Origin of the sequence: Sphaerotilus mobilis, from assembly GCF_004216565.1 — a bacterium.
In the GTDB taxonomy this organism is placed as follows: Bacteria; Pseudomonadota; Gammaproteobacteria; order Burkholderiales; family Burkholderiaceae_C; genus Sphaerotilus; species Sphaerotilus mobilis.
On the sequence record NZ_SGWV01000012.1, the window covers coordinates 22,198 to 44,224 of the forward strand.

Here is a 22,027-nt window from a genome sequence, read left to right on the forward strand (position 1 = left end):
GGGGTGCGCGTCAACGACGCCCGATGATGTGGCCGGCCGTGTCGCTGGCGCTCGCGCCGAAGTCCTCGCTGCGGCGGATCCGGCCGCCGCTGCCGCTGCGTGACGCCACGGTGGGCGATGCGGCGGTGCTGGCGCCGCCCGGCGCGCGGGACGCCTCCGGTCGCCGGCCGGCCCAGCTGCCCTGACCGGAGGCCGGGCCGCTGTCGGCGCTGGCTGCAGCGCCCACCAGGCCGCTGGCCGTGCCGCCACCGCCGCCGTGCCAGCTGCCGGGCGTCTCGTCAGCCAGCGGGTCACGCTGGCTTTCCGGAGCGAAAAAGGAATCGCCCGAGAAGCCCGATTCGTACCACTGCGAGCCTCCCGAGCCGGCCGCGCCACTGCCCGAACGCAGCGTGTGCGCCAGCGTCGTGCGCGGGGCGGCCGGGTTGTCCGACAGGTGACGCGGCACCAGCGGCCGGCTGGCCTCGGCCGGGTTGGGCACCAGCATCTGCAGCTCGGCGGCGCTGGGCAGGTGGTCGGTGCGGCACTTGACGTAGCGCACCCGGCAGGCTTCGAGCACGGCCTGCTTGATCACCGCATGGCGCTTGGGCGCCGGCCGGTCGGGCCGTTCGACATCCAGGGCGGCCAGCACCCGGCCGTTCTCGGCGCAGACCACGAAGCTGACGTGGATGGGGCCCAGCAGCTTGAACCAGTAGGACAGCTCATCGCGGTTGTGCGGCTGGCTGAAGCGCACCAGCGGCACCTTGGCCAGCACGGTGTGGTGCGGCAAGGCGGTGCGAAGCTGGCGGAACAGCGCGCGTTCCTCGGTCGTGAAGATCGGCCGCTGCACCAGCGGCCACTCGGTCGGCAGGTCGGGCTGGCGCGCGCTGCGCGGCGCGCCCTGGCCAGGTCGACGCCATAGCAGCAAGCCGGCCAGCACCAACAGGGTGACGGCTGACAGGGCGATCGCGACGGAGATCCAGACGTTCGGGTGCATGGCGGCAGGGTTGGGCTGGCGGGAGGCTGGCGGTGGAGGCTGGCGTTGGGCCGATGGTAGGGGCCACTCGCCCGCGTCCCTATCCCAGGACCGGGTGCGCCTTGAATGCGCAAGTCACGCGAATCCGCCGCGAAAAGTCCGCCAGAACCGACGCATGAACCGGGGGGCTGCGGTGCTGGCCCCTGGCGGCTGGCCGCCCGTGGCTCACTGGCTGGCGATGACCCGGCGGCGGGCGTAGAGCCGGCGCACCTCTGTCACCAGCGTCAGCGCCCAGCCGATCTGGCGGGCCTGCTGCTTCAGGCGGTAGTTGAGCGCCGAGAGCCGGTCGGCGATCAGCTCCTCGACCTGCGAGGCCACGCTGTGCGGCGGCAGGGCAAGCCAGGCTTCGGACTCGCCGCCCTCGCGCTGGACGCGGGCGCCGGCCTTGCGGGCGATCGACAGCATCGCGGTGTTCTCGCTCAGCGCGTGGATCATCAGGCGGTGCACGCCCTGGTTGCGGGCGTGCCGGGCGGCATGTGCGAACAGCCGTTCGCCGTAGCCGCGGCCACGCACATGGCGGCTGACCGACACCGCGAACTCGATCATCGGCTCGGGCGCGGGCGGCATGACATCGTCGGCCGGCACGTCCCAGCCGAGCGCCTCGGCCTCCAGACGGGCCAGCTGCGAGGTCGCCACCAGCTGCAAGCGGCGGTTGAAGATCCCGAACAGCTCATTGCGCTGGAAGTCGATCGCGCCGACAAAGGCCACGATGCGTTCGTCGCTGGCCGTGTAGCCGAAGCGCAGGTAGCGGTCGTGTCCATCCAAGGCCAGCAGGTGCTTGAGCACACCCGGCCGATGCCGCTCGGTCAGCCGCCGGATCGGCACGAAACGCCACAGACGACGTCGACGTGCGGGCACGGTCGGCCGGGGAGCCTCGGTGCGGCCGGTCAGAAGGGAGCGGAAGAAGGACATGTGGGCGATTCTAGGTGTTTACCCTAGTTCGCTGCCGGGCGTGCAACCCTGTCCGGGTGGGCTTCGGGAACTTGGCACGCCACAAGTGCACGCGGCGCCGGGGTTGGGCCGGCGCCGCGTGTGGGTCATGACCGCTCGATCAGTCGGTGCCGTACTTCGGCGAGCGTGGCCCGTAGAGCAGCCCGTTCGGCCGGCCCGCACCCAGCAGGCGCTGGCTGGCGATGCCTGCGACCGGGTGGCTGGCGTCGGTCACCTCGTTGACGATCTGCTTGACCACGGCCGTCACCAGCAAGACCAGCAAGCTGCTGTTCTGGCGCTGGTTCTGTTCCGCACTCGATGCCGAGGCCGCGCCGGTCCACAACACCGCGCCGGTCTGCAGGTCGACCAGGCGTGCGTTGGCGCTGACCACGGCGGCGCTGTCGAGCAAGGTGTAGGTGGCACCGTAGCGCGTGACCTTGATGTAGAGAGCTGCATCGGCACCGAACACCTCGCGCAGCTTGTTCGGCGAGACCTCATGGATCTCACCCGCGGTCGACAGGCCGTTCTGCCGGAAGGCCTCGGCCATCAGCGTCACCGGGATCACGTAGTAGCCCGATTCGGCCAGCGGCAGCGTCGTCTGGGCCAGCACGCTGGCGGTGGCGTTGACGTCCGAGGTGTCGTTCAGCGGCGGGAGCACCAGGATCGACTTGGGACGTGCCGACTTGTAGGCGCTGTAGTCGTAGGGCTGGGGCGCGGCACAAGCGCCCAGCAGGGCGGCGGCGCTGAGCACCGTGCCCAGGCGCGTGAGGCGAATCAGGTGAGCGCTCATTTCTTGTCTCCGGTGCGACCCTTGGCGAGCAGGAACTCCACGAAATGCGCGCTTTCCGGGAACGACGCCATTTCGGCTTGCCATTGCTGCAGGGCCAGGTCGTCCTGACCCAGCGACAGGTAGAGCATGCCCAGGTGGGCGCGGAAGCCCGGCGGCAACTTGCCGCCGCGTGACTCGGCCTTGCGGGCATCGGCTTCGAGTTCGCCGACCTGGGCGGCCGGGCCGCTGCCGTCACCCTTGAGGTGGCTGTAGACCTGCGTCGGGTAGCTGCCCCAGTCGTAGAGCGGCTTGGGCGCCTGGGCGCAGCCGGTCAGCAGGGCCAGGACGACCAGCAGGCCCATGGCCGGGCGGTGGGTCTTGGGTGTCATCACCGACCTCCTGCGTCAGCGTGCCGGCTGCCAGGCGCCGGAGTCGATGCCGGCGGTCAGGCGGTTGACGGCCTCGCGGATGGCCAGGTCGAGCACCTTGCCGTTGAGCGTCGCGTCGTAGCCCGCCGTGCCGCCGGTGCCCAGGATCTCCCGGTTCGACAGGCTGTACTCGCCCGCGCCCTGGGCCGAATAGACCACCTCGGAGGTGGTGATGTTGACGACGTTCAGGCTGACCTTGGCGTAGGCGATCTGCTCCTTGCCGCGTCCGAGCAGGCCGAACAGCTGCTTGTCGCCGATCTCCTTGCGACCGAATTCGGTGACGTCGCCGGTGACGACGTAGTCGGCGCCCTTGATGGCCTGGGCCGTGCCCTTGAAGCCGGCTTCCTGGCGCGCTTCCTGGAGGTTGTCGCGGTCCAGCACGCTGAAGCGGTTGGTCTGCTGGAGGTGCGTGATCAGCACCGTCTTGGCCTGTCCGCCGAGCCGGTCGACGCCGTCCGAGAACATGCCGCGGCCGTAGCTGGACCGGTTGTCGAACTTGCCGACGGCGATCGGGGCGCGCACGCCTGCGTAGGGCCGGCTGGCAGCGTCGACCTGCTGGATCGCGACGCTGCGCGAGCTTTCGGTGGCGCAGCCCGCCAACAGGGCGATCAGCAAGCCCGCGCCGAGGGCGGGGACGGCGCGAAGGAAGGTGTGTCGGGTCATGTTGTGAGTCCTCTCTGTGCTTGGGTGGTCGTCGACCGACGAACCGGGGGATGCCTGGGTTTGGAGGCCCAGAAAGTGGCAAGGCCCGTCAGTTGAATGACGGGCCCTGCGGGAAATGCTGGATGTGGCGCGTGTCAGAACGGGATGTCGTCGTCCATGTCATCGAAGCCGGTGGCCGACTTCTGCGCCGTGGCCGGGGCCGGGGCGCGCGGTGCGGGCGCTCGGGCCAGTGCGCGGTCGCCGCCGCCGGAAGGCTCGCGGCGGTAGCTGCTGGCACCGCCGCCACCGCCGCCGCCGCTGCGGCCACCCATGTCCTGGCCGCCCGGGGCGCCCATGTCGTGTTCCTCGGCGCCGCCCATGCCGCCACCGCCGCCGCCGTCACGGCCGCCGAGCAGCTGCATCTGGTCGGCAATGATCTCGGTGGTGTAGACGTCCTTGCCTTCCTTGTCCTGCCACTTGCGGGTCTTCAGGCGGCCTTCGACGTAGACCGGGCGGCCCTTGCGCAGGTACTCGCCAGCGATTTCGGCGAGGCGGTCATAGAAGACGACGCGGTGCCATTCGGTCTCTTCCTGGCGGTCGCCTTCCTTGCTTTTCCAGTTCCGGGTGGTCGCCACGGAGACGTTGCAGACCGCCGCGCCGTTGGGCGTGTAGCGGACTTCCGGGTCGCGTCCGAGGTTGCCGATGAGGATGACTTTGTTGACCGAGGCCATGGGCGCGCTCCTGTGTCCTGAAGAGAAGTGATCGTGTCTTGGATGGGTTTCGCGACGGGCGTCACGAAGCGCCGGATTGTGCCAGCCGACCCCGTCGAGGCGATCCCGCTTCAGGGGGAGCGGGCGCCCGCAGGCGCGCCGCTACCATCGCGCGCTTTCCGACGCCCGCCCACGCCCGCCCCCCATGACGCCCACCGAACCCCGCGCCGCCAGCCCCGCCTTGCAGGTGCTGTCCGACGTGTTCGGCTACGGCGCCTTCAGGGGTCAGCAGGCGGCCATCGTCGAACACGTCATCGACGGCGGTGATGCCTTGGTGCTGATGCCCACTGGCGGTGGCAAGAGCCTGTGCTACCAGGTGCCGGCCATCGTGCGGCAGCGCCAGGGCCGGGGCATCACGGTGGTCGTCAGCCCGCTGATCGCGCTGATGCACGACCAGGTCGGCGCGCTGGAGGAGGTCGGCGTGCACGCCGCCTTCCTGAACTCGACGCTGGACCTCGCCGCCGCGCAGGCGGTCGAGCGCGAGGTGATCGCCGGCCGGCTGACGATGCTCTACGTCGCACCCGAGCGGCTGATGACGCCGCGCCTGCAGGGCATGCTGGCGTCGCTCAACGAACGGGGCCAACTCGGCCTGTTCGCGATCGACGAGGCGCACTGCGTCAGCCAGTGGGGTCACGACTTCCGCGAGGACTACCTGCAGCTGTCGGTGCTGCACGAGCAGTTCCCGGACGTGCCGCGCATCGCGCTGACTGCGACCGCCGACGACCACACCCGCGCCGACATCGTCGAGCGCCTGAAGCTCGAGGACGCGCGGCTGTTCATCAGCAGCTTCGACCGCCCGAACATCCGCTACACGTTGGTCGAGAAGGACAAGCCGCGCGACCAGCTGCTGCGCTTCATCCGCGACGAACACGAGGGCGAGGCCGGCATCGTCTACTGCGGCAGCCGCAAGAAGGTCGAGGAGACGGCGGCCTGGCTGGTCTCGCAGGACGTGTCCGCCTTGCCCTACCACGCCGGCCTGGACGCCGACGTGCGCCGCCGCCACCAGGACCGCTTCCTGCGCGAGGACGGCCTGGTGATGGTGGCGACCATCGCCTTCGGCATGGGCATCGACAAGCCCGACGTGCGCTTCGTCGCCCATCTGGACCTGCCCAAGAACATCGAGGGCTATTACCAGGAGACCGGCCGCGCCGGCCGCGACGGTGCGCCAGCCGATGCGTGGATGGCCTACGGTCTGGCCGACGTCGTCAACCAGCGCCGCATGATCGACGAGAGCCCGGCGGCCGAGGAGTTCAAGCGTGTCCAGCGCGGCAAGCTCGACGCCTTGCTGGCGCTGGCTGAGACACACGACTGCCGGCGCGTGCGGCTGCTGAGCTACTTCGGCGAGGACAGCCAGCGCTGTGGCAACTGCGACAACTGCCTCAACCCGCCCCAGGTCTGGGACGCGACCGAGGCGGCGCGCAAGCTGCTCAGCTGCATCTACCGTTTCCAGCAGCACGGCCAGCAGCGCTTTGGTGCGCGCAGCTTTGGCGCCGGCCAGCTGATCGACGTGCTGCGCGGCAAGGTCACTGACAAGGTCACGCAGTACGGCCACGACACGCTCAGCACGTTCGGCATCGGCGCCGACCTGGACGAGTCGCAGTGGCGCGCGGTGCTGCGCCAACTGGTGGCGCTGGGGCTGGTCGTGGCCGAGGGCGAGTTCAACACGCTGGCGATGACCGACGAGGCCCGGGCGGTGCTCAAGGGCGAGGTCACGCTGATGCTCAAGACACCGAGCGAGGTGACGCCGGGTCGACGCGGGCGCATCACCCGCAGCGGCAAGGCGGCCGGCCCGAAGGCGGCGCCGATCGCGCTGGATGCCGAGGCCCAGGCGCGCTATGAGGCGCTGCGGGCATGGCGCTCCGAGGTCGCACGCGAGCACAACTTGCCGGCCTACATCGTCTTCAACGACGCCACGCTGGCCGAGATGGCGCACCGCCTGCCTGCCAGCCTGTCGGCGCTGGCCGATATCGGCGGCGTCGGCGCCAAGAAGCTCGACGCCTACGGCAGCGAGATCCTGAGGGTGTTGGGCACGCGCTGATCGGCCGCCAGCCGACGGCTCGCTTCGCTTGTCGGCTCCGGGTCAACCCGAACTGGCAAGATCGGCCGGAACTGAACCTCCGGACCGACATGACTGCCGACTCGAACGCCGCCCCTCCCGCCCCTCCCACCTCTCCCGCCCCGGTCCGTCGACCGTCCCGCCGCAGCAAGGCCGCCGACCGCGTGGCGCCCGACGTCCGTCCCCGGCTCGACCTGGCGCTGCAAGGCGGCGGCTCGCACGGCGCCTTCACCTGGGGCGTGCTTGATGCCTTGCTGGAGGCCGACCGCTACACGCTCGACGGTGTCTCGGGCACCAGCGCCGGGGCGATGAACGCGGCCGTGCTGGCCTGCGGCGTGGCACGTGGGGGCGCACAAGGTGGTCGTGACGCCTTGCGGGCCTTCTGGCGCGACATCGCCGGCGTGCCCGAATGCCTGGGTGCGACGGCCACGCCGGCCTTCGTCCCGAACCTGCCGGCCTGGACCTTCAACCTCGCCAGCTGGCCGCTCTACGGTCTGTGGGATGCGTGGCTGAAAAGCCTGTCGCCCAGCCAGCTCAACCCGCTGAACCTCAACCCGCTGCGCGACATCCTGCTGCGCCACGTCGACCTGGCGCTGTTGCGCGACGGTCCGCTCAAGGTCCAGGTGACGGCCACGGCGGTCAGCACCGGCCAGCCCAAGGTCTTCCAGGGCGCCGGCCTGTCCATCGATGCCTTGCTCGCCTCGGCCTGCCTGCCGCAGCTCTACCGCTCGGTGGAGATCGGCGGCGAGGCCTATTGGGACGGCGGCTATTCGGGCAATCCGGCGATCTGGCCGCTGATCTATGGCACCGAGGCGGTCGACGTGCTGCTGGTCCAGATCAACCCGCTGGTGCGCCCGGGCGTGCCCACCAGCGCGGCCGAGATCGCCGACCGCATGAACGAGATCACCTTCAACGCCAGCTTGGTGGCCGAGATGCGCGCCATCGCCTTCGTGCAGAAGCTGGTGCGCGAGCAGCGCGTGTCGGCCGACGACTACAAGGACCTGCGCCTGCACCGTGTGGCCGATGAGGCCGGCCTCGCGCCCTTCGATGCCTCCAGCAAGCTCAACACCGACATCCGCCTGCTGGAGACCTTGTTCGCGCTCGGCCGCGCGGCGGCGACGCGCTGGCTGGCCGAACACGGCGACGCGGTCGGCCAACGTGGCACGGTCGACATCGCGCAGACCTGGCTGGCACCCCGCTAGCCGCAGCCCGGCCCGGCCAGGGACCTGTCAGAACCGGTAGGTCAGGCCGGCATCAAGGCTGGTCTCGGCGCTGCTGGGTGCGGCGTCGAAGGGGAAGGCGCGGCGGAAGGCGTATTCCAGCTTGATCCAGACCCGCTCGGTCAGCCGGCTGCGCAGGCTGGTGGCCAGGGTGCGGTAGTTCTCGCGCGTGGAGCGTTCATCGACCACGCTGAACTTGAAGCCCAGCGATTCGGACACGGCCAGGTCGACCTTGGCCGACAAGGTGTAGAGGCCCTCGGTGACGTTGTCGCCGTTTTGCTGGCGGGCCCAGCGCAGGCCGGGGCCGGCTTCCAGCGTGTACGAGTTGCCGGGCTGCGGCTCCCAGCGCCGGCCCAGGCCGATGCGCAGCGACTGCGACGAGCGGAAGTAGCCGTAGCGGTTGTAGCGCGAGCGTGGCGAGATGAAGCCGTAGAAGGGGTTGTCGCTCAGCCAGGTGCGCCAGGCGACGTTGCCGTCGTACTCGTCGCCGTCGACGCTGGAGCCGCCGCCCGCGACGCGCACGTATTCGCGGTTGAAGCGCAGCGCACCGGCGATCTCGGTGCGGGTGTAGCGGTACTCGACCTCGCCATCACCGGCATAGCGCCGGGTGGTCGACCCGCCGCTGGTGGTCGAAAAGGTGAAACCGGCATCGAGCCGGATCGCCGGTGCCTCGGGCAGCGGCTCGGGGTGACGTTCCTCGGGCGCCGGGCTGGACAGGTCGACGATGCCCAGGCCGTCGACCTGGCGTACCGGCTTCGTGGCGCTGCGCACCACTGGTGCGCCCGGTGGTTCCGTCGGGGGTTCCGGCGGTCGTGGGGCCGGTGCCGGAACCGCGACCGGCGCGGCCGGCGTGATGACCGGCTCGGGCAGCACGTCCTGTTCAATGGCGGGCACGGACTGGGCGAGGGCGGGCAGGGTGGCGCAACAGGCGAAGGCCGCGCACAGGCCGGACAGGCGCCGCGAGAAGAGGTCAGGCATGGGGGCAGGAAAACAGCGCAGGGCGACGTCGTGATGACGTCGCCCTTGGAATCAGGGGAGGACCGGCATTCTGGCGTCTGGCTCGACGCTCAGAGCAAGCGGATTTCCTGCCAGCCCGTGTCGGTGTACTGGCCGTTGTCATCGAAGGCACGGGCCAGGTAGAAGATCGACCCGGTCCGCACGATCCGGAAGAAGTCATTGGCGCTGTAGGGCGAGGTGAAGTCGGTGGCAATCATCGACCGGTTGCCCAGGTCATCGATGAACCAGAACTCGACCTTCGTGACGCGGTAGTCATCGGTGGCAAAGGCGGACATGTCGATCGTCACCTCATTGCCGACACGGCTCGTGGCAATCGCCAGGCTGACGTTGGGCGGGCTGTCGCCGCTCCCGTCGATCCCGATGTAGATGCCACCCCCGCAGCCCCCCAAGGCCAGCGTGGCGGTGAGCAGCAGGGCGCCGACGCGGCGGCGGGTGGTGACCAGGGGATGTGGTGCGCGGGGCATGTCGCCATAACCCGGGCCGCAGCGGGCCGGTTGACAGGGTCAGGTCGGCGCGCGACGGGGTGCCGTGGTGCCGGCACGGTCCAGCAACTGCCAGGCGGCATCGGCGGCGACGCGGCCCTCGTCGGTCGGCACGACCCAGACCTCGACCCGGCTGCCGGGCGTGTGGATGGCGGCCACCGCGTCGCCCCGGGCCGCTTCGTTGGCGGCGGCGTCGAGTTGCACGTCCAGGTGGGCCAGGCCGTGGATCAGGTCGGCGCGGGTCTGGGCATCGTGTTCGCCGATGCCGCCGGTGAAGGCGACCAGGTCCAGCCCGCCCAGCACGGCGGCCAGCGCACCGGCCTCGCGCCGCAGCCGGTGGTCGAACAGGTCGATCGCGGTCTGCGCGGCGGCATGGCCGCTGGCGGCGGCGCGGCGCAGCTCGCGCAGGTCGCCGCTGAGCCCCGACACGCCGCGCAGGCCGCTTTCGCGGTAGAGCAGGTTCTCGACCTGGGCCAGCGTCCAGCCCTGCCGCCACAGGTGCAGCACGATGCCCGGATCGAGCTGACCGCAGCGGCTGCCCATCACCAGGCCATCGAGCGCCGAGAAGCCCATCGAGGTGGCCACGCTCAGCCCGCCCGATGCCGCGCACAGGCTGGCGCCACTGCCCAGGTGGGCCATCAGGACGTGACCGCTGGCGGCCGAGGTGCGGCGCTGCAGGGCCTGCATCACGAACTGGTAAGACAGGCCATGGAAGCCGTAGCGCCGCAGGCCTTGCTCATGCAGGTCGGCCGGCAGCGCGTAGCGTTGTTCGATGCGCGGCAGGCTGGCGTGGAAGGCGGTGTCGAAGCAGCCGATCTGCGGCAGCTTGGGCCAGGCCCGGCGCAGCGCGCGCACGCCGGCCAGGTTGTGCGGCTGGTGCAGCGGGGCCAGCGGTTCGAGCGTGCCGAGCATGGCCAGAACCGCGTCGTCAAGCACCACCGGGGCGCGGAAGTGCGGGCCGCCGTGCACGATCCGGTGCGCCACGGCGACCACCTGCACCGTCGGCGCGCTCGCGCTCAGGTGGTCCTGCATGGCGGCCAGCGCGAGGTCATGGCGGTGGCTGTCGTCGCCGTCCATGACCAGGGCGCGCGGCGTCTCGCCGTCGATGCACAGCCGGGCCGTGCCGCCGGGCTGCAGGTTGTCGATCTGGCCACGCGCGAGCGCAGCGAAGGCGTCGCCCGGATGGGTGGCGTCGACCTTGGGGTACAGCGCGAACTTCAGCGACGACGAACCGGTGTTGACCACCAGCACGGCGGCTTGTACGGCGGCGCTGGTGGTGTCCTGCTGGGATGCGACGGGATTCAAGGGCGGTCTCCGGGTGCGTCGGGGCGGTGGTCTGCAAGGATGCCTCAAGCAGGCGGCTCGCCGGTGAAGGTGCGGTGAAGGCGCGGCCAAGGAAGCTTCAGGCGGCGATCTGAAGCCGGCTGACAAGGCCGGGCTTACACCCGATCGCGCCCCGGGTACGGCTATTGCAGAATGCGCCGCGTCGGCGTCGTTCCGACGCGATTCCAACCTGCACGGAGCTTTCCAGCCATGACCCAGCGCCTGTCCTCCCGTCGTCTGATCCTGGCCCTCGCGGCCGCCGTGGCCGGCGTGGCCGCGTTGCCAGCCGCCCAGGCCGAACCGGCGGTGGTCTATGACGCCGGCGGCAAGTTCGACAAGTCCTTCAACGAAGCCGCCTACAACGGCATCGAGCGCTACAAGAAGGAGACCGGCGAGAGCTACCTCGACTTCGAGATCGCCAACGATACGCAGCGCGAACAGGCCTTCCGCCGCATGGCCCAGAAGGGTGCCAACCCGATCATCGGCGTGGGCTTCACCCAGGCCTCGGCGATCGAGAAGGTGGCCAAGGAGTTTCCGCAGCTCAAGTTCGCGATCGTCGACATGGTCGTCAACCTGCCCAACGTGCAGTCGGTGGTCTTCAAGGAGCAGGAAGGCTCCTTCCTCGCCGGCATGATGGCCGCGATGGCCAGCAAGACCGGCAAGGTCGGCTTCGTGGGCGGCATGGACGTGCCGCTGATCCGCCGCTTCCAGTGTGGCTACGAGCAGGGCGCCAAGCACGCCAACCCGAAGGTCGAGGTGCTGGCCAACATGACCGGCACGACGCCGGCCGCCTGGAGCGATCCGACCCGCGGTGGCGAGCTGGCGCGCAACCAGTTCTCGCGTGGCGTGGACGTGGTCTTCGCCGCTGCCGGTGGCACTGGTGTGGGCGTCTACCAGGCCGCCAAGGACGCCGGCAAGCTGGCCATCGGCGTGGACAGCAACCAGAACCACCTGCACCCCGGCACCATGCTGACCAGCATGACCAAGGGCGTCGACGTGGCGGTCTACAACATCGCCAAGTCCGTCAAGGACAACACCTTCAAGCCGGGCATCTCCGTGCTGGGCCTGAAGGAGAAGGGTGTGGCCGTGGCGATGGACACCCACAACGCCAAGCTCGTCAACGCCGACATGCAGAAGAAGCTGGCCGCGGCCGAGGCCGACATCGTCGCCGGCAAGATCAAGGTCGCCGACTACATGGCCGACAACGCCTGCAAGTACTGACACTGAACGGCACCGGTCCCGACTTGATCGCCACCGTCTCCACGCCGGCCGCGCCGCCGGCCGTGCGCCTGATCGGCATCCACAAGCGCTTCGGTGCGGTCCAGGCCAACCGCGACGTCAGCTTCGACGTCGCGGCTGGCAGCATCCATGGCCTGATCGGCGAAAACGGCGCGGGCAAGTCCACGCTGATGGGCGTGCTCTACGGCCTGCATGCGCCGGACGCCGGCCGCATCGAGGTCGACGGCCGCGTGTTGACGCTGGGCCATGCGCGCGACGCCATCGCCGCCGGCATCGGCATGGTCCACCAGCACTTCATGCTGGTCGACCGCTTCACGGTGCTGGAGAACATCGTGCTCGGCGCCGAGGACAGCTGGCAGCTCGGCGCCAGCCTCGCGCGGGTGCGGCGCGAGGTGCTGCGGCTGTCCGACGAATACGGCCTGTCGGTCAACCCGGACGCCCGCGTGCGCGACCTGCCGGTGGGCGTGCTGCAGCGGGTCGAGATCCTGAAGGCGCTGGTGCGTGGCGCGAGGGTGCTGATCCTCGATGAGCCCACCGGCGTGCTGACGCCGCAGGAGACCGAGCAGCTCATGCGCATGCTGGCGACGCTGAAGTCGCGCGGCACGACCATCTTGCTGATCACCCACAAGCTCAAGGAAGTGCTGGCCATCACCGACCGTGTCACGGTCATGCGTGCCGGTCAGGTCGTGGCCACCCGCGAGACCGACGGCTGCACCGAGGCCGAGCTGGCCGAGCTGATGGTCGGCCGCGCGGTGGGCCACACGGGCACGGCGCCGCGCGGTGGTCGCGGCCCGGGTGCGCTGGTGCTGGCGGCGACCTCGCTGACCTGGCGCGACCCGCTGGGCGTGGCCCGCCTGAGCGACATCGAGCTGCGCCTGCATGCTGGCGAGATCGTCGGCGTGGCCGGCGTCTCCGGCAACGGCCAGAGTGAACTGCTGGCCTTGTTGGCCGGCCTGCTGCCAGTTCAGCAGGGCAGCATCCGCATCGCCAGCCCGCGTGAGGGCGAGGCGGCGCACCGCTGCGATGCCCACCACCCGCCCGATCCGCGCCTGCTGCGCACGCTGGGCGTGGCGCATGTGCCGGAAGACCGCCACAAGCTGGGCCTGGTGCTGCGCTTCCCGGCCTGGGAGTCGGCGGTGCTGGGCTACCACGACGATGCCGAGCTTCAGCTCGGTCCACGCTGGAGCCGCTGGACCGGCCTGATGGACCATCGCCGCATGCGCGCACGCTGTCGCCGCATGATGGAGGTGTTCGACGTGCGCCCGCGCGATGTCGAGCTGGGCTGCGCCAAGTTCTCCGGCGGCAACCAGCAGAAGCTGATCATTGCCCGCGAGTTCGGCCGCCAGCCACGTGTGCTGCTGATCGGTCAGCCAACCCGCGGCGTCGACATCGGCGCGATCGAGACCATCCACCGCGAGATCCTGGCGCTGCGCGATGCCGGTTGCGCGGTGCTGCTGGTGTCGACCGAGCTTGACGAGATCCTGGCCCTGTCCGACCGCATCGTCGTGATGTGCCAGGGCCGCATCACCGGCAGCTTCGACCGCGCCGATGCCGACGAGGCCCGCATCGGCCTGTGCATGGGTCAGGTCGGCGGCAGTTCGGCCTTTGATTCGACCCAGAGCCCGAGCGCCCTGCCGGGCGATGCCGCCAACGTGCCCTTCCTGCCGCCGCCACAGGTTGCGCGCGACAACGGGCGCTGGCCAGGACGGGCCCGATGAGCGCGCCGCGCCCCTTGCCGCGCTGGATCGACATCGGCGTGCTGCCCCTGCTCAACGTCACGCTGGCGATGCTGGCGGCTGGCGTGCTGGTGGCGCTGCTTGGTCACAGCCCCTGGTCGGCCCTGCAACTGCTGGCCGATGGCGCCTTTGGCAGCCGGCTGGCCTGGGGCTACACGCTCTACTACAGCACCAACTTCATCTTCACCGGGCTGGCGGTGGCCGTGGCCGCGCAGGCCGGGCACTTCAACATCGGCGGTGAAGGTCAGGCGACGCTGGGCGGCATCGGCGTGGCCTTGCTGCTGCTGGGGCTGGACGCCTACTTGCCGGCTGTCGTGCTGTTGCCGCTGGTCGTCCTCGCCGCTGCCTTGTCGGGGGCTGCCTGGGCGGCGGTGCCGGCCTGGCTGCAGGCGCGGCGCGGCAGCCACATCGTCATCACCACCATCATGTTCAATTTTCTGGCTAGCACGCTGATCGTCTGGCTGCTGGTCAACGTCATCAAGGAGCCGGGCACGCCCTCGGTCGAGACCCGTGCCTTCGCGGTCGCCGGCCACTTGCCCAGCGCGCAGCAGGTCGCTGCATGGGTCGGCGTGACACTGCCGGTCACGCCGCTGAACCTCAGCCTGCTGCTGGCGCTGGCCTGTGCGGTGGGCGTCTGGCTGATGCTCTGGCACACGCGCCTGGGCTATGCGCTGCGTGCCCTGGGTGACGCGCCCCATGCGGCCCACTACGCCGGCTTCAGCCCGAAGCGGCTGACGGTGGTTGCGCTGATGCTGTCGGGCGCGCTGGCCGGTGGGGTCGGCGTCAACGAGGTCAGTGGCGTGCACCACCGGCTGCTGCTGGACTTCGTCGCCGGCGCCGGCTTCACCGGCATCGCGGTGGCGCTGATGGGCCGCAACCACCCGGGCGGCATCGTGCTGGCCGCGCTGCTCTTCGGCGCGCTGGCGCAGGGCGGATCGGAGCTGGCCTTCGAGATCCCGGCCTTCACACGCGACATGGTGATCGCGGTGCAGGGCCTGGTCGTGCTGTTCTGCGGCGCGCTGGCGCTGATGCTGCGGCCGCTGGTCGTGGCGCTGTGGCAGCGCTGGCCGCAGGCCGTGCCGGCCACCGCTGGACAAGGTGCGGGAGCCGGCCATGGATGACGCGCTGCTGATCCTCTCGTCGATGCTTGGCGCGACGCTGCGCATCAGCGTGCCCCTGATCCTCTGCGCCATGGCCGGTGTGCTGAGCGAGCGGGCTGGGGTCATCGACATCGGCCTGGAAGGCAAGCTGCTGGCGGCGGCCTTCGCGGCGGCAGCGACCGGCGCCTGGGGTGCGCCGGCGGGTGTCGCGCTGCTCGCGGCGATCGGCGTGGCGGTGCTGCTGAGCCTGGTGCACGGACTGGCCTGCGTCACCTTCAAGGGCGACCAGATCGTCTCGGGCGTGGCGCTCAACATCATCGCGCTGGGCCTGACGGCGGTGCTGGGCCTGCACTGGTTCCAGCGCGGCGGGCGCACGCCCGACGTGCCGCCCGAGGGCCGGTTCACGTCCTTGTTCCCGGAGGCTGCCCGAACGGTGCAGGACTGGCCGCTGATCGGGCCGTTCATCGCCGAGGGCGTGCTCAACCACAACCTGCTGACCTGGATCGCCTTTGCCAGCGTGCCGCTGGTCTGGTGGGGCCTCTACCGCACCCGCTTCGGCCTGCGCCTGCGCGCGGTCGGCGAGAACCCGGCGATGGTCGACGCCGCCGGCATCTCGGTGACCTGGCTGCGCTACCGCGCGGTGATGCTGGCGGGCGTGCTGTGCGGCATCGCCGGCACCTTCCTGACACTGGCCCAGAACGCCAGCTTCACGCCGGGCATGAGTGCCGGGCGCGGCTTCATGGCGCTGGCAGCGATGGTCTTCGGCCACTGGCACCCGGTGCGCGCCTTCTGGGCCTGCCTGCTGTTCGGTCTGCTGGACGCGACCGCGATCCGGCTTCAGGGCCTGAGCTTGCCGGGCATCGGCGCCGTCCCGGTTGAGCTGATCCAGGCCTTGCCCTATCTGCTGACGGTGGTGCTGCTGGCCGGTTTCTTCGGCCGCGCCGAGTCGCCCGCCGCGCTGGGCCGGCCCTACACCAAGGAACGCTAGGCACCGCAGACCTGCCACATGCCGGGCTTACATCGCCCGGGACGGCCTTGCCGGCCGTCAGGGCGGTCATGCCAAGAAAAGTGTGAAGCAAGCCGATAGGCCGGATTCTGTGCAGCCGCCGCCCCCGAAGGGTCGTCGGCCGTGACCGCCATTCATCTGGGCCGGGGGTCGCCCCACCGGCTCGGTGCCACCTACCCGCCAGCTCGTGCGAGCCGCACGTCCGGGCCGCCGAAGCGGCCTTGCACTGGCCTATTTGGTGTTGCTGCGCGTAGAGATTGCCCGTTTCACCCGAACTGAATCGGCTCGTCTCTGTTGCTCTGATCCTCACCTCACGGTGGACAGCCGTTAGCTGCTACGCCGCTCTGTGCAGTCCGGACCTTCCTCCAGTGCCACCTTTCGGATCCGGCACCAGCGACGGTCTGGCTTGCTTCACGCCGCAATTGTCCCATGGGGGCCGATACCATCGACCGGATGAGCTCGAACCCCATCACGGCGGCCGCCGACACGGTGCCGCCGGTCACGACGGCCCCTTCCGTCCACCATGCCCATCTCGACCTGTTCGCCGTCGTCTGCCTGATCGCTTGCTGCGCGCTGTGGGGGCTCAACCAGGTCACGATCAAGCTGGTGCTGCCCGAGGTGCCGGCCATGCTGCAACTGGCGATCCGCAGCGGCATTGCCTTCTTGCTGGTGCTGCTGTGGATGCGTCATCGCGGCATCCGTTGGTCGCCGCGCGACGGCACCTTGGGCCCAGGGCTGCTTTCGGGCACGCTGTTCGCTGTCGAGTTCGCCTGCATCTTCGTGGGCCTGCAGTACACGACGGCGGCGCGGTCGGTGGTCTTCATCAACACCTCGCCCTTTGTCGTCGCGATCGTGCTGGCGCTGCTGGTGCCCAGCGAGCGCCTGCGCCCGCTTCAGGTTGTCGGCCTGATGCTGGCCTTCGGCTCGATCGCGCTTGCTTTCGGGGACTCGGGCAGTGGCGGTGGCCTGCTGGGTGACCTGCTGGTGTTGGGCGCTGGCCTGATGTGGGGCCTGACCACGGTGGTGATCCGCCTGTCGGCGCTGCGCACGGCGGCATCGGAACTGACGCTGGCCTACCAGCTGGGCATGGCCACGCTGCTGTCGGTCGTGGCGGCGATATGGACCGGCCAGACCGCCGCGCTGGATCATGTCGCGCAGTGGAGCGCCTTGGCCTGGGGCTCGCTGTTCTACCAGGCGGTGATCGTTACCTTTGCCAGCTACCTGCTGTGGTTCTGGCTGCTGACGCGCTACCCGACGACCAAGGTGCAGGCCTTCGTCTTTCTGTCGCCGGTCTTCGGCACGCTGTTCGCGGGGGTGGTGCTGGGCGAGCCGGTGACGATCCTGCTGCTGGTGGGCCTCGCAGGCGTCGGCATCGGCCTGAGCCTGCTGAACCGGCGCGGCTGAAATCGGCATCGCACAGCGGGGGCGCGACCCCGCTCGTGCCCGGCCACCCGGCCACCCGGCCGCCTGTCAGCGGTCGTGCGGCGTTCCCGGGTCTTCCAGTCCGCGCGGCGCGAGCACATCGGCCACGGCAGGGTGGAAGTCGTCGGGCACCGGCTGGTCGCTGCGGAAGTGCTCCGGCACCGGCCCTTCGGCGCGCAGCCCGTCGACCGGCAGGGCGCCGTGTTCGGGGTGGCCGCCATGGCTGTCGAGGCTGCCGTCCTCGCGCCGATGGCCACGCATGCCGCTGCGCAGGTAGCGGTTCTGGTGGTTCGGACGCGGCACGTAGCGGGCGAGCTCGGTCAGCGCCATCTGGTAGACGTTGCGCTTGAACTCGATCACGACTTCCAGGGGCACCCAGTAGTCGTGCCAACGCCAGGCGTCGAACTCCGGGTGATCGGACGCACGCAGGTTCATGTCGCTGTCGCGGCCGAGCAGCTGCAGCAGGAACCAGATCTGCTTCTGGCCCTTGTAGTGCCCACGTGCATCGCGCCGGATGTAGTGGTCGGGCACCTCATAGCGCAGCCAGTCACGGGTGCGGGCAATGATGCGCACGTGCTCGGGATGCAAGCCCACTTCTTCGTGGAGCTCGCGAAACATCGCCTGCTCGGGCGATTCACCATGTTTGATGCCGCCCTGCGGGAATTGCCAGGAATGTGTCCGGATGCGTTTGCCCCAGAACACCTGACTCCGCTGGTTGAGCAGGATGATGCCGACGTTGGGCCGGAAGCCTTCACGGTCGAGCATAATCAGACCCCAATTTTCAAGTTGGTTTGATTATTGCACCGGCCTTCACGGCGCAACCCCGGAAAATACCCACTCGGGGCGGTGCATCTCCAGGTGATCCCCCCGCATGAAAGCAACCCAGTTCTTCATCTCCACGCTGAAGGAAGCGCCCGCCGACGCCGAGGTCAGGAGCCATCAGCTGATGATGCGCGCCGGCATGATCAAGCGGCTCGGCGCGGGCATCTACAACTACATGCCGATGGGGCTGCGGGTGATCCGCAAGGTCGAGGCCATCATCCGCGACGAGATGAACCGCGCCGGCGCCGTCGAGCTGTTGATGCCGGTGGTGCAGCCCGCTGAGCTGTGGCAGGAGACCGGCCGCTTCGACAAGATGGGCCCCGAGCTGCTGCGGGTGAAGGATCGCCACGACCGCGACTTCATCATCCAGCCCACCAGCGAGGAAGTTGTCACCGACATCGCCCGCCAGGAACTGCGCAGCTACAAGCAGCTGCCGAAGAATTTCTATCACATCCAGACCAAGTTCCGCGACGAGCGCCGGCCGCGTTTTGGCGTCATGCGCGGGCGCGAATTCACGATGAAGGACGCGTATTCCTTCGACCGTGATCCGGCCGGTGCGGCGAAGTCGTATGACGCGATGTTCACCGCCTACAAGCGCATCTTCGACCGCTTCGGGCTGGCCTACCGGGCCGTCGCGGCCGACACCGGTGCGATCGGCGGCGACCTGTCGCACGAGTTCCAGGTGATCGCCGACACCGGCGAGGACGCCATCGTCTACTGCCCGACCAGCGACTACGCGGCCAACATGGAGCTGGCCGAAGGCGTCGCGCCGGCGGGCGGGCGTCCCGCCGCGTCGCAGGCGATGGTCAAGACCCCCACGCCCGGCAAGGCCACCTGTGCCGACGTCGCCGAGTTGCTGGGCCTGCCGCTGTCGCAGACCGTCAAGTCGCTGGTGATGGCGACAGACGAGCTCAACGAGGCCGGTGACATCGTCAAGGCCACCGTCTGGCTGCTGCTGCTTCGCGGCGACCACGACCTCAACGAGGTCAAGGCCGGCAAGGTCGAAGGCCTCAAGCGCGGCTTCCGCTTTGCCACGCTGGCCGAGATCGACGAGCACTTCGGCTGCAAGCCCGGCTACCTGGGGCCCATCGGCCTGAAGAAGCCGGTCCAGGTCATCGCCGACCGCACCGTCGCGGCCATGGCCGACTTCGTCTGCGGCGCCAACGACGTGGACTTCCACTACACCGGCGTCAACTGGGGCCGTGATCTGCCCGAGCCTGATCTGGTCGTCGACCTGCGCAACGTGGTCGAAGGCGACCCGTCGCCCGACGGCAAGGGCGTGCTGGCGATCCAGCGCGGCATCGAGGTTGGCCATGTGTTCTACCTGGGCACCAAGTACAGCCAGGCGATGAACGCGACCTACCTCGACGAGACCGGCAAGCCGCGCCTGATGGAGATGGGTTGCTACGGCATCGGCGTGACCCGCATCCTGGGTGCTGCGATCGAGCAGAACCACGATGCGCGCGGGATCATCTGGCCCGAAGCGATCGCGCCGTTCACCGTCGTGATCTGCCCGATCGGCTACGACCGTTCGGCCGAGGTCAAGGCCGCTGCCGATGCCTTGCACGACGAGCTGCGCGACTCAGGCATCGACGTGCTGCTGGACGACCGCGGCGAGCGCCCGGGCGCGATGTTCGCGGACTGGGAGCTGATCGGCGTGCCGCACCGCGTGGTCATTTCCGACCGCGGCCTGAAGGACGGCAAGGTCGAGGCGCAGGGCCGTCGCGACGAGGCCGCCACCAGCGTGCCAGCGGCCGAGATCGCCGCATGGGTGAAGGGTCGCGTCCAGGTCTGAGACCGACGCGAGGCCAGCGATGCCCGCTCGCAAGCCGCTCGCCAAGTTCGCGCTGCTGCTGGGTGTCCTGCTCGGGGTGACCGGCCCGGCGCTCGCCGGCCGACAGGCCGAGGAGCCGTTGGCCGACGCGGTGCGCGGCGCCCTGTCGGCGGCGGTGGCCGATGGCCTGCCGCCCCGCCTGGAGTTCGCCCACGTCGAACAGCGGCTGGCCTACCTGCGCTGGCTGGGCCAGGCCAGCGAGCGGCTCAAGCGCCGCAAGCCCGACTTCGATGTGCGGCGCGAGTTCCTCGAAGCGCTCTGGTACGAGAGCCGCCGCGCCGGGCTGGATCCGGCCCTCGTGCTGGGTCTGGTCGAGGTCGAGAGCGGCTTTCGCAAGTACGCCATTTCCAGCGCCGGTGCGCGCGGCTACATGCAGGTCATGCCCTTCTGGGCCCGGCTGATCGGCGATGGCGATGCCGGGCGGCTGTTCCACCTGCAAGCCAACCTGCGCTTTGGCTGCGTGATCCTGCGCCACTACATCGACCGCGAGCAGGGCAACCTGTTCATGGCGCTGGGCCGCTACAACGGCAGCCGGGGCAAGCCCGCCTATCCGGATGCGGTGCTGGCCGCGCGCAAGCGCTGGGTGCATCCGGAGGCCGACCTGCGCATCGCCACCGGCGTCGCGCCGATCCCGGCGACGCCAGCGACGCGCTGAGCCGCGCGGCTCAATGGATCTTGGCCGGCCCGGTCGTCATGCCGCGGGCGCGGCGGATGCGATGGATCAGGCGCGGCAGCACCAGCACCGCCACGATCACCAGCAGCAGGAACAGCGAGACCGGGCGGTCGATGAAGACGCGCCAGTGGCCCTCGCCAATCGACATCGCGTTGCGCAACTGGGCCTCAGCCAGCGGGCCCAGGATCATGCCGACGACCACCGGCGCGGTCGGGAAGTCATAGCGCCGCATCACCAGGCCGAGCAGGCCGATGCCGTAGAGCAGCACCAGATCGAAGGCCGACTGGCGCATGCCATAGACGCCCACCGTCGCGAAGATCAGGATGCCGGCGTAGAGCTGCGGCTTGGGCACGTCCAGCAGCTTGACCCAGACCTTGACCAGCGGCAGGTTGAGCACCAGCAGCATCACGTTGCCGATGTAGAGCGAGGCGATCAGCGCCCAGACCAGCGCGCCGTTGGTGTCGAACAGCTGCGGCCCCGGGTTGATGCCGTAGTTCTGGAAGGCGCCCAGCAGGATCGCGGTCGTGTTGGACGTCGGAATGCCCAGCGTCAGCAGCGGGATCAGCGTGGCGGTGATGGCCGCGTTGTTGGCGGCCTCCGGGCCGGCGACCCCCTCGATGGCGCCGGTGGTGCCGAACTCTTCCGGGTGCTTGGAGAGCTTCTTCTCGGTCGCGTAGCTCAGGAAGGTCGGGATCTCGCTGCCGCCGGCCGGGATGGTGCCGAAGGGAAAGCCGATGAAGGTCGCGCGGATCCAGGCCGGCCAGGAGCGTTTCCACTCCGCAGGCGTCATGTGGACCTGGCTCATGCGGTTGCGTGTTTCCTTGACCTTGTTGTCGTAGAGCACGACGAACAGCGCCTCGCCGACCGCGAACAGGCCGACCGCCACGAGGACCACCTCGAGGCCGTCCATCAGCTCGGGCACGCCCAGCGTGTAGCGGACCTGGCCGGAGATCTGGTCGATGCCGATCAGCCCCATCGCCAGGCCGATGCCCAGCGCCGTCAGGCCGCGCAGCTTGCTGCGACCCAGCACCGCGCTGACGGTGATGAAGGCCAGCAGCATCAGCATGAAGTACTCGGGCGGACCGAGCTTGATGGCGTGCTCGGCCACCAGCGGGGCGAACAGCGTCACCAGCACCGTGGCGATCGTGCCGGCCACGAAGGAGCCGATCGCCGCGGTGGCCAGCGCCGCACCGGCGCGGCCGTTCTTGGCCATCTTGTTGCCCTCCATCGCCGTCACCATCGAGCCGGCCTCGCCGGGGGTGTTGAGCAGGATGGAGGTGGTCGAGCCGCCGTACATCGCACCGTAGTAGATGCCGGCGAAGAAGATCATCGAGGCGGTCGCCTCGACCTTCAGCGTGATCGGCAGCAGCATCGCCACGACGGTGGCCGGGCCCAGGCCGGGCAGCACGCCAATGGCGGTGCCCAGCGTGCAGCCCAGCAGTGACCACAGCAGGTTGATCGGCGTGGCGGCGGTCGCGAAGCCGGCCAGCAGTTGGTTCCAGATGTCCATGGGGTATCCCGTCGGGGAACACAGTTGACCCGGGCG

The 22,027-nt window shown here is 69.7% G+C and carries 20 protein-coding genes and 1 other RNA gene; 9 read left to right on the forward strand and 12 right to left on the reverse strand.

The annotated features are described in order from the left end of the window. Positions 1 to 10: 10 nt before the first annotated feature. The 6 genes from EV685_RS17865 to EV685_RS17890 all read right to left on the reverse strand — a co-directional run bounded on the left by EV685_RS17865 (position 11) and on the right by EV685_RS17890 (position 4,512). Positions 11 to 973: a DUF2726 domain-containing protein gene (locus tag EV685_RS17865; protein WP_130483425.1), complete on the reverse strand. Its 963-nt coding sequence runs from the start codon at positions 971 to 973 to the stop codon at positions 11 to 13. A 204-nt stretch (positions 974 to 1,177) separates the two neighbouring features. Beyond that, the gene (locus tag EV685_RS17870; RefSeq protein ID WP_130483426.1) at positions 1,178 to 1,924 is read right to left on the reverse strand and encodes a GNAT family N-acetyltransferase; all 747 of its coding nucleotides are present in this window, start codon (positions 1,922 to 1,924) and stop codon (positions 1,178 to 1,180) included. A 139-nt stretch (positions 1,925 to 2,063) separates the two neighbouring features. Further along, a complete protein-coding gene (locus EV685_RS17875) occupies positions 2,064 to 2,732 on the reverse strand; it encodes a DUF799 domain-containing protein (protein ID WP_130483427.1) in 669 nt (222 codons plus the stop codon). Next, positions 2,729 to 3,100, reverse strand: coding sequence for a DUF4810 domain-containing protein (locus tag EV685_RS17880; protein WP_130483428.1), 372 nt, complete (start codon positions 3,098 to 3,100; stop codon positions 2,729 to 2,731). Before EV685_RS17880 ends, EV685_RS17875 begins: the two co-directional genes overlap by 4 nt. Positions 3,101 to 3,115: 15 nt before the next feature. Continuing rightward, positions 3,116 to 3,802: a CsgG/HfaB family protein gene (locus tag EV685_RS17885; protein WP_130483429.1), complete on the reverse strand. Its 687-nt coding sequence runs from the start codon at positions 3,800 to 3,802 to the stop codon at positions 3,116 to 3,118. 134 nt (positions 3,803 to 3,936) lie between these two features. Then, complete coding sequence (locus EV685_RS17890; protein WP_130483430.1) at positions 3,937 to 4,512, reverse strand: single-stranded DNA-binding protein; 576 nt, start codon at positions 4,510 to 4,512, stop codon at positions 3,937 to 3,939. A 184-nt stretch (positions 4,513 to 4,696) separates the two neighbouring features. On the opposite strand from EV685_RS17890, the gene recQ reads away from it, so the two are divergent. Then, on the forward strand, positions 4,697 to 6,589 hold the full coding sequence (gene recQ / locus EV685_RS17895) for a DNA helicase RecQ (protein ID WP_130483431.1): 1,893 nt from the start codon (positions 4,697 to 4,699) through the stop codon (positions 6,587 to 6,589). Positions 6,590 to 6,678: 89 nt separating this feature from the next. Then, a complete protein-coding gene (locus tag EV685_RS17900) occupies positions 6,679 to 7,809 on the forward strand; it encodes a patatin-like phospholipase family protein (RefSeq protein WP_130483432.1) in 1,131 nt (376 codons plus the stop codon). A gap of 27 nt (positions 7,810 to 7,836) precedes the next feature. Here EV685_RS17900 and EV685_RS17905 read toward each other — a convergent pair whose 3' ends face one another. The 3 genes from EV685_RS17905 to EV685_RS17915 all read right to left on the reverse strand — a co-directional run bounded on the left by EV685_RS17905 (position 7,837) and on the right by EV685_RS17915 (position 10,631). Beyond that, positions 7,837 to 8,805 (reverse strand): DUF481 domain-containing protein, encoded by a 969-nt coding sequence (locus EV685_RS17905; RefSeq protein WP_130483433.1) that lies wholly within the window; start codon positions 8,803 to 8,805, stop codon positions 7,837 to 7,839. An 89-nt stretch (positions 8,806 to 8,894) separates the two neighbouring features. Continuing rightward, on the reverse strand, positions 8,895 to 9,308 hold the full coding sequence (locus EV685_RS17910; protein ID WP_130483434.1) for an Ig-like domain-containing protein: 414 nt from the start codon (positions 9,306 to 9,308) through the stop codon (positions 8,895 to 8,897). Positions 9,309 to 9,347: 39 nt separating this feature from the next. Beyond that, the gene (locus EV685_RS17915; RefSeq protein WP_130483435.1) at positions 9,348 to 10,631 is read right to left on the reverse strand and encodes an acetate/propionate family kinase; all 1,284 of its coding nucleotides are present in this window, start codon (positions 10,629 to 10,631) and stop codon (positions 9,348 to 9,350) included. Positions 10,632 to 10,859: 228 nt separating this feature from the next. Between EV685_RS17915 and EV685_RS17920 the strand changes: the two genes are divergently transcribed. The 4 genes from EV685_RS17920 to EV685_RS17935 are packed head-to-tail and all read left to right on the forward strand — an operon-like array spanning position 10,860 to position 15,712. Further along, positions 10,860 to 11,870 (forward strand): BMP family lipoprotein, encoded by a 1,011-nt coding sequence (locus EV685_RS17920; RefSeq protein WP_130483436.1) that lies wholly within the window; start codon positions 10,860 to 10,862, stop codon positions 11,868 to 11,870. Between the two features lie 23 nt (positions 11,871 to 11,893). Further along, the gene (locus EV685_RS17925; RefSeq protein ID WP_242615656.1) at positions 11,894 to 13,606 is read left to right on the forward strand and encodes an ABC transporter ATP-binding protein; all 1,713 of its coding nucleotides are present in this window, start codon (positions 11,894 to 11,896) and stop codon (positions 13,604 to 13,606) included. Further along, positions 13,603 to 14,745 carry an ABC transporter permease gene (locus EV685_RS17930; protein ID WP_130483437.1) on the forward strand — a complete coding sequence of 381 codons (1,143 nt, stop codon included), beginning with the start codon at positions 13,603 to 13,605 and terminating at the stop codon, positions 14,743 to 14,745. Before EV685_RS17925 ends, EV685_RS17930 begins: the two co-directional genes overlap by 4 nt. Continuing rightward, positions 14,738 to 15,712, forward strand: coding sequence for an ABC transporter permease (locus EV685_RS17935; RefSeq protein ID WP_130483438.1), 975 nt, complete (start codon positions 14,738 to 14,740; stop codon positions 15,710 to 15,712). The genes EV685_RS17930 and EV685_RS17935 overlap by 8 nt, the downstream gene beginning before the upstream one ends. A gap of 80 nt (positions 15,713 to 15,792) precedes the next feature. On the opposite strand, the gene rnpB is transcribed toward EV685_RS17935, so the two are convergent. Continuing rightward, positions 15,793 to 16,143: RNase P RNA component class A (gene rnpB, locus EV685_RS17940), an RNA gene on the reverse strand. 40 nt (positions 16,144 to 16,183) lie between these two features. Between rnpB and EV685_RS17945 the strand changes: the two genes are divergently transcribed. Next, entirely contained in the window at positions 16,184 to 17,134 is a 951-nt protein-coding gene (locus EV685_RS17945; protein WP_242615657.1) for a DMT family transporter, read from the forward strand. A gap of 66 nt (positions 17,135 to 17,200) precedes the next feature. Here EV685_RS17945 and EV685_RS17950 read toward each other — a convergent pair whose 3' ends face one another. After that, positions 17,201 to 17,917, reverse strand: a complete 717-nt coding sequence (locus EV685_RS17950) for an RNA pyrophosphohydrolase (protein WP_242615658.1) — start codon at positions 17,915 to 17,917, stop codon at positions 17,201 to 17,203. A gap of 106 nt (positions 17,918 to 18,023) precedes the next feature. On the opposite strand from EV685_RS17950, the gene EV685_RS17955 reads away from it, so the two are divergent. Beyond that, a complete protein-coding gene (locus EV685_RS17955; protein WP_130483440.1) occupies positions 18,024 to 19,769 on the forward strand; it encodes a proline--tRNA ligase in 1,746 nt (581 codons plus the stop codon). 19 nt (positions 19,770 to 19,788) lie between these two features. Continuing rightward, positions 19,789 to 20,463 carry a lytic transglycosylase domain-containing protein gene (locus tag EV685_RS17960; RefSeq protein WP_130483441.1) on the forward strand — a complete coding sequence of 225 codons (675 nt, stop codon included), beginning with the start codon at positions 19,789 to 19,791 and terminating at the stop codon, positions 20,461 to 20,463. Positions 20,464 to 20,473: 10 nt separating this feature from the next. Here the strand turns inward: EV685_RS17960 and EV685_RS17965 are convergent, their stop codons facing one another. Further along, positions 20,474 to 21,991 carry a tripartite tricarboxylate transporter permease gene (locus EV685_RS17965; protein WP_130483442.1) on the reverse strand — a complete coding sequence of 506 codons (1,518 nt, stop codon included), beginning with the start codon at positions 21,989 to 21,991 and terminating at the stop codon, positions 20,474 to 20,476. Positions 21,992 to 22,027 lie beyond the last annotated feature (36 nt).